At 40.4% G+C, this 13,478-nt stretch carries 11 protein-coding genes; 6 read left to right on the top strand and 5 right to left on the bottom strand.

Annotated features, from left to right (window positions below):
* Window positions 1-359: 359 nt before the first annotated feature.
* Window positions 360-995: a 2OG-Fe(II) oxygenase gene (locus Q7P97_RS10345; RefSeq protein ID WP_303969110.1), complete on the bottom strand. Its 636-nt coding sequence runs from the start codon at window positions 993-995 to the stop codon at window positions 360-362.
* Between the two features lie 374 nt (window positions 996-1,369).
* Here Q7P97_RS10345 and Q7P97_RS10340 point away from each other — a divergent pair, with 374 nt between their 5' ends.
* From Q7P97_RS10340 to Q7P97_RS10330, 3 genes are all read left to right on the top strand, one after another.
* On the top strand, window positions 1,370-1,615 hold the full coding sequence (locus Q7P97_RS10340) for a DUF6429 family protein (RefSeq protein WP_303969109.1): 246 nt from the start codon (window positions 1,370-1,372) through the stop codon (window positions 1,613-1,615).
* 54 nt (window positions 1,616-1,669) lie between these two features.
* Complete coding sequence (locus Q7P97_RS10335) at window positions 1,670-1,873, top strand: DUF6933 domain-containing protein (RefSeq protein ID WP_303969108.1); 204 nt, start codon at window positions 1,670-1,672, stop codon at window positions 1,871-1,873.
* Between the two features lie 98 nt (window positions 1,874-1,971).
* The gene (locus tag Q7P97_RS10330; protein WP_303969107.1) at window positions 1,972-2,922 is read left to right on the top strand and encodes a hypothetical protein; all 951 of its coding nucleotides are present in this window, start codon (window positions 1,972-1,974) and stop codon (window positions 2,920-2,922) included.
* Window positions 2,923-3,036: 114 nt separating this feature from the next.
* Here the strand turns inward: Q7P97_RS10330 and glpK are convergent, their stop codons facing one another.
* The 4 genes from glpK to Q7P97_RS10310 form a co-directional block, all read right to left on the bottom strand.
* Window positions 3,037-4,530 carry a glycerol kinase GlpK gene (glpK, locus tag Q7P97_RS10325; protein ID WP_303969106.1) on the bottom strand — a complete coding sequence of 498 codons (1,494 nt, stop codon included), beginning with the start codon at window positions 4,528-4,530 and terminating at the stop codon, window positions 3,037-3,039.
* A gap of 29 nt (window positions 4,531-4,559) precedes the next feature.
* Window positions 4,560-5,399, bottom strand: coding sequence for an MIP/aquaporin family protein (locus Q7P97_RS10320; protein WP_303969105.1), 840 nt, complete (start codon window positions 5,397-5,399; stop codon window positions 4,560-4,562).
* 189 nt (window positions 5,400-5,588) lie between these two features.
* On the bottom strand, window positions 5,589-6,143 hold the full coding sequence (locus tag Q7P97_RS10315; RefSeq protein ID WP_085427300.1) for a glycerol-3-phosphate responsive antiterminator: 555 nt from the start codon (window positions 6,141-6,143) through the stop codon (window positions 5,589-5,591).
* A 44-nt stretch (window positions 6,144-6,187) separates the two neighbouring features.
* Window positions 6,188-7,831, bottom strand: a complete 1,644-nt coding sequence (locus tag Q7P97_RS10310; protein WP_303969104.1) for a glycerol-3-phosphate dehydrogenase/oxidase — start codon at window positions 7,829-7,831, stop codon at window positions 6,188-6,190.
* A gap of 282 nt (window positions 7,832-8,113) precedes the next feature.
* Here Q7P97_RS10310 and Q7P97_RS10305 point away from each other — a divergent pair, with 282 nt between their 5' ends.
* From Q7P97_RS10305 to Q7P97_RS10295, 3 genes are all read left to right on the top strand, one after another.
* Window positions 8,114-8,830, top strand: a complete 717-nt coding sequence (locus Q7P97_RS10305; RefSeq protein WP_303969103.1) for a toast rack family protein — start codon at window positions 8,114-8,116, stop codon at window positions 8,828-8,830.
* A gap of 253 nt (window positions 8,831-9,083) precedes the next feature.
* Entirely contained in the window at window positions 9,084-11,843 is a 2,760-nt protein-coding gene (locus Q7P97_RS10300; RefSeq protein WP_303969116.1) for an EAL domain-containing protein, read from the top strand.
* Entirely contained in the window at window positions 11,840-13,477 is a 1,638-nt protein-coding gene (locus Q7P97_RS10295; protein WP_303969102.1) for a thiamine pyrophosphate-binding protein, read from the top strand. The genes Q7P97_RS10300 and Q7P97_RS10295 overlap by 4 nt, the downstream gene beginning before the upstream one ends.
* Window position 13,478: the final 1 nt, after the last annotated feature.

The raw sequence follows: 13,478 nt of genomic DNA, 5'->3' as shown, positions 1-13,478 counted from the left end.
GGCTTTAGACGTTTCGATCACTTTAGGGCGAAGATTTTATTAAATATCAAATATAAAGAAATTGGCGTTCATTTAGGATGAGGGATGGTAGTTGATTTACTCCACCCCAACATTTGATTTAGAACCTTTTTTACTAATGATCGATAATTTCAACTTACAAAACCAAAAGTAGTTAAGCGTAATGGTATAGAACTTTGTTACGGCCTAAATAAAGGTGGTTTTGAACATTCACGAAAACGTAAATTGGAAGTGAAGTGATATACTCACGGTTGAACAAGTGAGCTGATATTGTAAAACCGTTCGAGACTGTTATTACAGCCCCGAACGGTTTTTCTGATGCAAGCTAGATTTTAAGTTTCTTATCGTACTCTTTGCTTCCTCATCCACTGCGTAGCTACAAATTTCTCTCCGATTTCTATTGGTGCACCACCGTGTAACGTTAGGTCATTGATCAGCGGATCATTATAAAAATACTCAAAGTAGACAGCCATTCCTTTTTTAGGTGTGATGGACAGTTTGAGGTGAGGGAAGTATGTTTCGCCGCCTTGTTCGACATCGTTCAAGTACATGACGAGTGTGCTAATCCGGTTATTCGTAACGTTGCTAGTGGCTGAGAAGAAGTCGTGATGTGCTTTATATTCTTGTCCAGGTAGATAGTGAAGAACTTGGAGACTTTCGCCATGTTCGATGGGGATATTCATAATTGTTTCAATCCGTTTTTCTATTCGTAGGACGATCAAGTTATCAGGCTCTTCAATAAACATACCGCTGCTTGTTCTTATCTCGTTTTCCGCATGAATTACGCCGATTTTAGAACGTTTCATTTTATCTGTAGAAAGCTGAATCAGTTCGTCACATTCTTCGTCACTTAACATATTGCCGAGTACAACGACTAGTGGTTCATCGACTTTCGCTATTATATCAATAACACGATCTGTTATGATTTTCTTTCCTGTATGAGTAAATATCGTTTGTTCTTTATTTTCTGCTATCAACTTTGAACACCTCTTTAATCGTTTGATTTTATAAATCAAATACAGTGTAACGTGATGAGTGTACAGCTAATAACGGACTTCTTTTGAGTTTTACACATCCTCTTTGGAATTGTATTTAATTTATTTTAGCACGCTGCATTGGTTGACGTATATTCGAAATGTAATGAAAAAGGTAGATATATATAACTGTTTTTTAAATTTCATTATTTCCATCTGATATACCTGTACACTATGGGAAAGTATGAAATGATAGCAGTTCAATATATTTGTCAGACTTATTCGTATAGTAAACAGTAGTCATTGGATATGTATTCTACTTACTATATACTGATTAAAAGTCGATAAAAATACTTCAAGAAGAGGAGTGACTGTTCATGGAGCGACAAATCGAAGAGTTAACTTTGTTATTGTTATACGCAACATCTTGGAAAGATCAAGATTTTCCAGAAGGGCCTTTACGCAGTTGGAAAGGTTACTCGTTTGATGCGTTGAATCAGTTAGAGGAAGAGGATTTAATACGTGGAGGTAGGCGATCAAAGTCTGTAACTCTTACAAAGGCTGGCATAGCAGAGGCTGAGGTGTTAATGAAGAAGTACTTCCCCGATGTGGATAAAGAATGAGAGGATCGTTTGTTTAGGCAAATATAGTTAGTAGACTATAGAAGGAGTGATTTTGTGCAAATTTCAGGAACGAAAAAACTGTTGGATCTTATTCCGTTTACAGTGGCGGTTCATGAAGAAGAGGATCCATTCTTTTCTTGGCATGCGAATGTAGTACTCATCAATCGTAGAAAGACCATCGTTTTAATGAACGATAAAACTCGCTATATTGTGGCACTGCATGGTATTAAAGCAAAAGATGCAAGACCCGTCACATGAAGATTATCAAGATCTGAGCAAGTGGGCTGAAGGACAGTCGCATCGTGAGTTTGATAAAAGATTGGTAAACTGGACATTGAAAAAATTCTAAATGTGAGGTGATTTATATTCATTCAAAACAAATCATTCCGATAACTCCAATTCTTAATATCCAAAAGCATATTGAAGGTTTCATCCCACTATCTATTTCCATTGGTCCGAAACAAGATTTGCTTATACTATTCGCAGAAGAGCAACCACCGCTAGTCGACCACAGATTTCCCGCAACTGTAACGGAGGAATATTACTCCTATAAAGTACTTCGTCTGAAGGATGGTGAGGAGACGGTATTGCATTTACCGAATGAACAGTGGAATTACCATATAGTCGAATCGATTGATGATGACCATATATTACTTGCCTGCGCAAGATCTATTTATCATGATGAAACCCATGTTGATCAAAATGGACGCGTCTATGATTGGGAGGGGAACTTGATTCGTTCATTCTGTTTAGGCGATGGAATCGACCATATATATACGACGAAAAATAATCAGATGTGGACAGGTTATTTTGATGAAGGCGTGTACGGTAATTATGGTTGGAAGAAACCAATTGGTAATTCAGGGCTAGTAGGCTGGGATCATGAAGGGAATATTATAGATGACGGGAACGATAGAAAGCTTACGGGAGAATGTTTGGCGCTGAATGTGGCGGTGAATGATGAGATTTGGTATTTCATTGGTATGGATGCACAGATTGGTTTAATGAATGAGAGTGGCGAGTTCCAATTCTCTACTGACGCACTTGGATTTCAAACATTTGCGATCAATGGCGATACAATGGTCGTGCACCGAGAGTACTTTGATCATCATCACTTTTTTGAATTGGATAGAAAAGCCGATTCCTATGAAATAGTTCAAGAGCTCGATTTTCGTAAACCTGATGGAAATCCTTTGCGGCCACAATTAACTTCCAATCGTGCGGATCGGCTATTATTTTTAGATGGCAGCGAACTTTATTATTACTCTATATTCGATGTCTTTAGCCACTACAAACTATCCGTGTAGATTCATACGAGTCGCTAGTTTAGAAAAGACAACGGGATAAAAATACCTGTGGGTAAAGGCATGACAATCAAAACAGTCACGACAAATGAACCCACAGGAATGTATGCAAAAAACTTATTTAAACACAGTCGCTGCCTGTACAGCCTTTTGCCAGCCGCTGTACAGTTTTTCACGTTCAGAATCCTCCATATTTGGTTGGAACGGTCGATCTATCGCCCATTGAGCTGCAATTTCTGAACGATCTTTCCAGAAGCCTACAGCAAGGCCAGCCAAGTATGCAGCACCGAGCGCTGTTGTTTCATTAATCGTCGGTCGTTCTACCGATACATTTAGTAAATCGGATTGGAACTGCATCAGGAAGTTGTTCTCGACTGCTCCGCCATCTACCCGTAACGTTTTTAGAGAGATACCCGAATCCGATTCCATTGCATCAACGACGTCTTTCGTTTGGTACGCAAGAGATTCTAGCGTAGCCCGTACAAAATGTTCTTTCGTCGTTCCACGTGTTAAACCGAATACGGCACCACGCACATCACTATCCCAGTAGGGGGTACCAAGACCAACAAATGCCGGTACGACATAGACGCCATCTGTAGAAGAGACCCGTTTTGCGTATTGCTCACTTTCGGAAGAGTTTCGGAACATGCGTAAGCCGTCGCGCAACCACTGGATTGCTGAACCTGCGACGAAGATACTTCCTTCTAGCGCATACTCTACCTTGCCATCAATTCCCCAAGCGATGGTTGTTAACAGCCCATTATCGGATTTAACCGCTTTTTCGCCTGTGTTCATTAGCATAAAGCAACCTGTTCCATATGTGTTTTTCACCATACCCGATTCAAAACAAGCTTGACCAAATAATGCAGCTTGTTGATCTCCTGCAATACCTGCGATAGGAACAGCATGACCGAAAAATTGCTCGGGATCTGCGTGTGTATAGACTTCGGATGAAGGACACACTTTAGGCAACATCGATGCCGGCACACCCAAGATAGACAATAGTTCTTCATCCCATTGTAGTTCATGTATATTGTACATAAGCGTTCTAGAAGCGTTCGAGTAATCCGTTACATGTGCCGCACCACCGGATAACTTCCAAATAATCCACGTATCAATCGTACCGAACAACAAGTCTCCGTTTTCAGCTTTTTCACGTGCACCTTCTACATTATCCAAAATCCACTTGACTTTAGTGCCCGAAAAGTATGCATCGATAAGCAATCCGGTCTTATCTCTGAATAAATCATTGTAACCGCTTTCTTTGAGGTTGTCGCAAATGTCTGCAGTTTGACGCGATTGCCAGACGATCGCATTATAAATTGGGTTTCCTGTGTGCTTATCCCAAACAACTGTTGTTTCGCGTTGATTTGTGATACCGATCCCTTCAATTTGTTCAGCGGATATATTTTTCTCGGACAACACGCCTGCAATTACGGATAAAATAGAGCTCCAAATTTCGTCTGCATTGTGTTCAACCCATCCGGACTTAGGGAAGTATTGAGTGAATTCCTGTTGCGCTGAGTGAAAGATTCTACCTTTTTTATCAAATAAAATTGCCCTTGAGCTAGTTGTGCCTTGATCAAGTGCCATAATATATTTTTTCGTCATAATATATTCCTCCAGTATAGGTGAGTGAATTAGTCAATCGTTGCTTTTGTTGACTGTGTTTGTATTGCTGATTGTACCGTTTCTTTGCGAATGGAGAACTGGGCAGCGAGAAGAATCGCTAGGATAATTGCTCCAATTAACCAAAACGTAACACTGTTTTCTCCTACGAAAAACTGTTTGTAGAATAATGCTCCGAATGTACCGCCGATAATCGGACCCACTACCGGAATCCATGCATACTTCCATCCTGATGGCCCTTTGCCTGGAATGGGAAGAAAAGCATGTGCAATCCGTGGACCGAGATCGCGCGCGGGATTAATCGCATAGCCAGTTGTGCCACCAAGTGATAAACCAATGGCGATGATTAAAGCTCCAACAATTAACGGATTAAGTCCTTCAGTAAACTCATTGGCGCCAATTGATAATAAGCCAAGCACTAAAATGAATGTCCCGATTATTTCGCTCGTGACATTTGATAGGGGATTGTAAATGGCAGGTGTAGTAGCGAATACATCCCGCTTTGCCGTCGGATCCTCTGTTTCTTTCCAATGGGGTAAGTAGTGGAAGTAGACCAATACCGCTCCAAGGATGGCCCCGATCATTTGTGCCAACAGATACATGGGAACGTCCGCCCAAGGGAAGTTTCCAATAGTCGCAAAGCCAATCGTGACCGCTGGATTTAAATGTGCACCGCTTGCTTGACCTACTGCGTATACGCCAAGTGTAACCGCAAGTCCCCAACCGACAGTGACAACAATCCATCCGCCACTCATTGCTTTAGACTTGTTCAACGCTACGCCACCTACTACGCCACCACCAAATAAAATTAAAATCATAGTGCCGATCAATTCACCTGTAAAAGCTGTCATCTACATCTCCTCCTACCTAGTGTTAGTTTGGTAGTTGAGCGTTTACGACGCAAAAAAGTCCACAATTAACCCCCTGCTCTACGCAAGAACTTAATTGTGGACTCCTAAACTCAACCACTTATATTAACTTGTTTCCAAGTATAGAGTGGTTGGTTTCATCTGTCAACAAAAACTCAGAAAGTTCTCTTATCACGTAAAGGACTCCCATAATTGATTATCTGATGTAGTTACGGCTACGGCTCCTGCTGCAAGTGCATCCTCAATATGTTGTTTCGTACGAATAAGTCCACCATTAATGATAGGTATACCTGTACGCTCATAGACTTCTTCGATAAGTTCAGGGATTACACCCGGAAGCATCTCGATGAAATCGGGGGCTGTTTGATCAATGAGAGAGTAGCTTTTCTCCAACGCAATAGTATCGAGTAAAAACATACGCTGGATCGCAAGAATGTTTTTGGATTTTGCTTTCATGATCATATTCGACCGTGTGGATATAATGCCTGCAGGTCGAATATCATTACATAAAAAATCAGCTGCATAATTATCTGTTTTGAGACCTTGTATCAAGTCCGCGTGAATTATGAGTTTCTTACATCGCTTTTCCGCTTCTTGCTTAACAGTTTTTAAATTGCTTATATGCACTTCGAGTAAAACGATGTACTCGAACGGACTCTCCAGTAGTTTTTCAAATTGTTTTAGTGTACGTGCTGCTGGCAATACTTTTTGGTTATGAAAGGACATATAAAGGAACCTCCATCTAGGGATATACATTTATACTATCGTATTTACACAACGGATGTAGCTTTTTGCAACTCGTCTTCCAACTCTAACTCATAGCGTTGCTGTTCATCGGGAGTCCAGTTCAAGATCTGTCCCATTTTGACGAGTACGTCTTGTTTTGCATCTTGGACATTTTTAATATTGAAGAACAAGTCACCCGTACGACGAATGAAGAAATCAGTCGGTTTTACAGTCATCTCCTGTTCAATCGCATAACGTAATTTCACATAGAGAATGCGCGGCATTGATTCGGATGCATCATAAGGAATGGTTAGGACTTGATCGACATTAGACCCGTAAAGCGCAGCTAAATGGCGGCTTTCGCGTTCTGTGAATCCGAGCAACATCCCACGGCTGACCGCTTGGTTGAAGAATCGAGGATATTGAGCTGAACCACCAACATCACCGCCCGAGATCGGCATGTTTTTTGTATTGGACCGTTTGAATTGCAATCCCTTTTCTTGCTGCAGAAGACTGGAAATCTTGTTTACGACTGTTTCCGCCATTTTGCGATAACCCGTTAATTTACCACCAGCAATCGTGATCAGACCACGTTCAGATTCCCAGATTTCGTCCTTACGTGAAATCTCGGAAGGGTTTTTCCCGTCTTCGTGAATTAAAGGGCGAACGCCTGCCCAGCTAGACTCGACATCTTTTTCAGATACAGCTACATCAGGGAACATATAGTGGATGGCATGTAAAATATACGTACGGTCTTCTTCCGTGATTTGCATTTCTTTTGGATCACCTTCATAGAACGTATCTGTCGTGCCGACATAGGTTTTCCCGTCACGTGGCACAGCGAAGATCATACGTTTATCAGGCGTGTCGAAATAGATTGCTTGATGCAAGGGGAATACGCTTTGGTCGAATACTAGATGAATTCCTTTGGACAAGATCAAGTTCTTTCCGTTAGAATGGCCATCGATTTCTTTCACTTCATCGACCCAAGGACCTGCCGCATTGATCACTTTTGTCGCTTGTATAGTCAACATTTCGTCTTTGATCATGTCCCGTACTTGGACGCCTGAGATCTGATTGTGCTCGTTGTAGATAAAACCTTCCGCTTTCGCGTAATTTAATAGAGTGGCACCTTTTTTTGCTGCGGATTTTGCCACTTCAATTGTCAATCGCGCATCATCGGTGCGGTATTCCACATAGTAGCCGCTTCCTTGAAGTCCTTCTCTTTTTATAAGTGGTGCCCGTTTTATAGTTTCATCGAGATTGAGCATTTTTCTACGTTCACTACGTTTTACCCCAGCTAGGAAGTCATATACTTTTAATCCGAGTGCTGTAGATGCAGGACCAAATGTGCCGCCTTTATGAAACGGCAGTAGCATCCATTCTGGTGTAGTGACATGTGGACCGTTCTCATAGACGATTGCACGTTCTTTACCTAGTTCGGCAACTTCTTTAATTTCAAATTGCTTCAAATATCGCAAGCCGCCATGCACTAGTTTTGTTGAACGGCTTGATGTCCCAGATGCGAAATCCTGCATCTCAATCAATGCAGTTTTCATACCGCGTGACGCTGCATCCAGTGCGATTCCTGCACCGGTAATGCCACCGCCTATAATTAAAACGTCAAAATTCTCAGTTCTCAACGTATTCATAATTTCATTTCGATTCATTGATGAAAAGGTTGTCATTTTTATCGTCTCCTTTTTATAGTGGGACAAGGAACAAAAAAAGACCTCAAGAAAGTGATTGCATTTGCACAATCACTTCTTGAGGTCTTCTCAGTAACTCAAACCCGGACTATTAACTTGTTTTCTATAATACCATAGACTATGTAGAATTCAAATTATAGAACTCGTAAACGTCCAACTGCTTACATACATCACTCAGACCTAAGACGGATATACAATTCAATCATTTGGATGAATCAATTTTTGTGCATTTCGCTTAAGATAGAATAAAGGAGTGTTACTATGCGGAAAATACTGATAATAATAGTAGGAGCTGTATTGTTGGGAACGGCAGGGATCTGGACATATGACCGGTTTACGAAAGAAAAGGTGTCGGGCGCATTATCCATTAAAAAAGATGATGCCAAGTCACTAGACGTAGATATTGAGTTCGGTGCGGGTAGTTTCTTGATTGAAGGTGGCGCGACGGAATGGGTGGACGGTAACATCGATACCAATATAAAAAAATGGTATCCGTCCGTTGCCTATAAGAATAAAAAAGACATCGGCTATGTAAAGATACAACAGAAGGGAACGGGTTTATCAATTTTGCGAAAGCAACGTAATAATTGGAAACTTCAGCTGACTAATGAAATACCTGTGCGTCTAGATATTGCAATGGGTGTATCAGATTCAGAACTGGATCTAGCGGGAATTCGACTAAGCCACTTATCGGTTGATGCGGGAGTTGGCGATACGACTATTAACTTGGATGATGATTGGCAGGAAAGTTTCGATGTAGAACTTGATCTTGGGGTAGGTGGTGCAACTATTTATTTGCCGAAAGACATCGGCGTTGAATTAGTTGTAGACAAAGGAGTTGGCAGTATAGAAGCGAAGGACTTTATATCCAAAGGGAAAGGTGTTTATGTGAACGAAGTGTATGGTCAATCCGATACGACGATCCATATAGAAGCTGATGTAGGCGTAGGTGGCGTTAAATTCCTACTTGGAAACTAACATATATAAATTTATACTCTCCGGCAACCATGCAACTGCCGGGGAGTATTTTGTCATTACTTAGGGAATACTACTATTTGCATATACAAAAATTATTGGTTCGTTATATATTTAAAGTAGCCTTTACATCTATTAAAAGGCTATTTTAAATATTTTGTCGAATAACTTAAATAATGTCTTATTACTCGATATGCAATAGAGTATCTACTACTCTATTAATAGAGAATATATTTGCGCAGAAAAGGGGGGATGAATAGTGAAAGATCAAATGAGATATCTTCGTCTTGCGAATATAACAAAGTTAATAAATACAAAGCTAGAGTTAAGAGAAGTGCTGAATCACGTCGTTACTGCAATATCAGAGGAGATTGTCCAATGTGACTCGGTCGGAATTTATTTGCCACAATCAGATGGGTCATTCAGGGGGTTCGTAGGAAAACCTGATGTCATCAACGGCATGACACTGGATATGCATGTAATTGACACGGATTTCGATTTACTGGCGAAAGAAGTAATTGAAACTAAAAGAGCTATATATATACCCGATACTTCCAAAGACCATAGACCTGACCCAAGAGCAGTACAAGGTTTTAAGATAAAATCTCTTCTGGTTTTACCTATTACCGGTGAAACGGAATTATTTGGACTAGTTTTCTTGTTCGACTATGGAATACCGATGAATTTAACGGAGCTAGAGATTCAAACCGTTCAGTCCTATGTAAATATGGCTGCTGTTGCTATTCAAAACGCCAACTTGCTGATGAACAAAGAAGAACTAATTCAGGAAAAGCAGTTGCTGTTAGATATAACAAGGGAATTGTCCCTGTGTTCTACGATGCAAGAAGCCTTGGATACGAGTTTTCTGTATATCGAAAAAGTCCTTGGAAACAATAACATTGGCGTGCACTTGATCGATCCGTTAGTGCATAAAAAGATTAAGCCTGCAACGATTAATCGGAATAGTAATTGGTCTCCAGAAGAGTGGGTTAAATCTCATGACGAGATCGAGTTTGACGAGGAAAATGATAAAGTATTCCAAGAGGTGATTGCTTCTAGAAAAGCGGAACTCATTCCTGATGTGTTTGCAGATGATCGGGTAAATCACACGGTATGCCGATACTTTGGTATTCAATCGATGTTTGTTCTGCCAATTGTTTCAATGGGAAAAGTATTGGGTTTAATAGTAATTGCAGACCTCCAACAAAAAAATCCAAATTACTCTCTGGCGAGTCAGCAACTGACGCAATCCATTGTTGATACAACTGCTTCCACTTTATTGAACTTATTGAATATGGAAAAACAAGAACTGATCATAGAACAGCGAACTGCAGAGATTACAGAAAAGAATACTAAACTTGAAACAACGATGAAAGAATTGCAAAGGCTCAGTCGCGAGAAAGAACTGATTCTCCACTCCGCAGGCGAAGGGATATTCGGCTTGGATTTAGATGGAGTCATTACGTTTTGTAATCCTGCTGCTGCGACTATGCTTGGTTATAAGGGCAAGAATGAACTGATAGGTAAACCTGTCAGTATTATCTACAATGAAAACTTTACACAACATGAGGATGTTACATTTTTTAGACAAGATCAATCTAATTTCCCTGTAGAATACGTTAGATCTTCCATCAAAGAAGGAAATAGGGTCGTTGGAGATGTGGTCACTTTTAAAGATATTTCCGAAAGAAAGAAGATGGAGAAAGAAATCAGGTATCATGCGTATTATGATAGCTTGACCAATCTGCCCAATCGGGTGCTGTTAAAAGATCGAATGGAACAGGGGTTGAGACTTTCACAAATGCATGGAGAAAAAGCAGCGGTACTATTTATGGATTTGGATCGTTTTAAATCAGTAAATGACTTATTAGGTCATAGCTACGGAGATATTTTATTGTCACATGTAGCAAGACGTATTAGTACATGCCTTCCTGAAGGTGCTACTGCTTCACGTCAAGGTGGAGACGAATTTATTGTCTATTTACCCATTATTGAATCAGAAGCAGAAGTGGAAGAAGTGGTGGAAAAAATAGTTGATCAATTCAATAAACCGTTCAATCTAAAAGGACATGAAATGCATATCCACAGCAGTATAGGTATCAGCTTATTTCCGAAAGACGGGCAGACATCGGAGTTATTGATAAAAAATGCGGATATCGCAATGTATCAGTCTAAAACAGTATCCGGCAATAGTTATCATTTTTATAAAGTGGCAATGGATATTAAAACGTTTGAAAATGTGAAGTTTGAAAATGCTTTATATAAAGCGCTTGATCGTGGAGAACTGGAAATCTATTTTCAACCTCAAATTGATTACAGCACACGTACTATAATTGGAGCTGAAGCATTATTGAGATGGAATCATTCGACAGAAGGTTTAATCTCCCCAGATAAGTTTATCGCGCTGGCAGAAGTAACAGGACTGATCGTTCCTATAGGAGAGTGGGTTATTAGAAGTGCTTGTAACCAAATCAAGAAGTGGCAAGATAAAGGATATGCACCAATTGTAGTGTCCGTAAATTTATCCGCCCGTCAGTTTGAGGAAAATAATTTATTCGAAACAGTAAAAAGTATTTTAGATGAAGTAGGCGTATCACCGGAACTTTTATGTCTCGAAATTACGGAGAATCAAATCATTAAAAATACAGAAATGACTATTCATACTATGAAAGAATTACAGGCAATGGGTATCAAAATGTCCATTGATGACTTTGGTACAGGCTATTCCTCTTTAGGTTATTTAAAGAATTTACCGATTGATGCTTTGAAAATAGATAAGTCGTTTATAAGGGATTTGAAAAGTAATGACGATAATTTTGCTATCGTGAATACAATTATCACGCTTGCAAAAAATCTAGGTTTGGATCTAGTTGCTGAAGGTGTCGAGACATTAGAACAAGCTGAATTTTTAGCTTCAAGAGAATGTTATACCATGCAAGGTTATTACTTTAATGTGCCGCTGAAAGTGAATGAGTTTGAAAGCACATATCTGGCTACTAAAGGAGAGAGTTTATGAAAGCTGTTCGAGCAGTACTAGATTATTTAGTGGCTGGCGGAATACAACATGTTTTTGGAATTCCAGCAGGTTCTGTTAATGCATTTTTTGATGAGTTGTATGAGATACCTGAACTGTCGCCGATTGTGACGAAGCATGAAGGCGCAGCATCTTATATGGCAGTCGCTTATGCGAAATACACATCTACTATGGGTGTATGTATTGGGTGCAGTGGGCCTGGTGGTACCAATCTTCTCACAGGTGCCGCGAATGCTATGCGTGAACATGTCCCTGTCTTATTCTTAACGGGTGCAGTTCCTGTCGACACTGTCGGTTTAAATGCTTCTCAGGAATTGGATGCAGAACCGCTCTTCACATCTGTGACGAAATATAGTGTGACTGTAATAGATTCAAAGGATTTACTGACCGAAGTGGCTAAGGCTTGTGAAATAGCGATTTCAGGTGTTCCGGGCCCTGTACACATTGCTATGCCGATCGATATCCAAATCAATCAAATTGATACTCCGAAAATTCCGGCTTGGCCGAAAAGAGCACCTATTGTTCCCGATCAACATACGATAAAATCTGTTGCAAAAGAACTTGTCTCTAAACAAGATGGATATATTTTTGTTGGGCAAGGCATTCGAAACTCTGTCGAACAATTGCTTGAATTAGCGGATATTCTTGGTTGGTCAATCATTACAACGCCGCAAGCAAAAGGCTATATCCCAGATGATCATCCGCTCCTCGCTGGCGTATTCGGATTTGCAGGAAATGACGTCGCTTCTAGCTTGATTAATGGAGATGGTGGAGAGGCTTTGCTCGTTATAGGGTCCAGTTTAGGCGAGACGGCTACGAATAACTGGAATGTCAATCTCACCAAAAATCGATATACTATTCAACTGGATCATGATTCCTCCGTATTTAATCGTAAATATGAAGTGGATATCCCTGTTTTAGGCGACATAGATCTAAGTTTGGCTGCGTTACTGGATGAATTAAGAATAGAAGATTCGCGAACCCATTCTTCGTCATTTGTGAAAGAAGAAAAAAACGTAACAAGGAACGACGAGTACAATACGAAAAATGTCTTGCTACGTCTACAAAAATACGCGCCCCGCCATACAAGATACACCGTTGATATCGGTGAATTCATGGCGTACATCATCCATGACATGCTTGTGATGGAGTCTGATACATTTGATATAAATGTACACTTCGGCGCGATGGGCAGTGGCATAGGTTCCGCAATCGGTTCTAAGCTTGCTGAACCCGAACGTCCGGTGATTTGTGTTACAGGGGACGGTTGTTTCTTTATGCACGGAATGGAAATTCTAACTGCGAAAGAACATAAGTTGCCAATTTTATTTGTAGTGATGAATAATGCGCGCCTCGGAATGGTCTACCACGGTCATTCGTTACAATATAAACGTTCACATTCATCATTTGAACAACAACCCGTAAACATTGCAGCAATTTCCGCGGCTATGAACATACCGAGCAAACGGATTGAAGCGATGGAAGATTTGACGCAGGAAGCGATAGACGAACTTATGAGCGTTAAAGGACCTTCAGTTCTTGAAATTTCCTTGATCGATAATACAATACCTCCAATGGGAGACCGTGTGAAGTTTCTCTCCTCTTTTGGTAAGTAAA

The sequence above is a fragment of the Sporosarcina ureae genome, assembly GCF_029267015.1.
In the GTDB taxonomy this organism is placed as follows: domain Bacteria; phylum Bacillota; class Bacilli; order Bacillales_A; family Planococcaceae; genus Sporosarcina; species Sporosarcina ureae_D.
Note: the sequence above shows the minus strand (reverse complement) of the source record. Positions and strands in the feature narration are given on the sequence as shown.

Excerpts from the sequence above, each read along its gene's own strand:
- Q7P97_RS10320 (WP_303969105.1), bottom strand. The coding sequence starts at position 5,399 with ATGACAGCTTTTACAGGTGAATTGATCGGCACTATGATTTTAATTTTA.
- Q7P97_RS10295 (WP_303969102.1), top strand. The coding sequence starts at position 11,840 with ATGAAAGCTGTTCGAGCAGTACTAGATTATTTAGTGGCTGGCGGAATA.
- glpK (WP_303969106.1), bottom strand. The coding sequence starts at position 4,530 with ATGACGAAAAAATATATTATGGCACTTGATCAAGGCACAACTAGCTCA.
- Q7P97_RS10340 (WP_303969109.1), top strand. The coding sequence starts at position 1,370 with ATGGAGCGACAAATCGAAGAGTTAACTTTGTTATTGTTATACGCAACA.
- Q7P97_RS10315 (WP_085427300.1), bottom strand. The coding sequence starts at position 6,143 with ATGTCCTTTCATAACCAAAAAGTATTGCCAGCAGCACGTACACTAAAA.
- Q7P97_RS10305 (WP_303969103.1), top strand. The coding sequence starts at position 8,114 with ATGCGGAAAATACTGATAATAATAGTAGGAGCTGTATTGTTGGGAACG.
- Q7P97_RS10310 (WP_303969104.1), bottom strand. The coding sequence starts at position 7,831 with ATGACAACCTTTTCATCAATGAATCGAAATGAAATTATGAATACGTTG.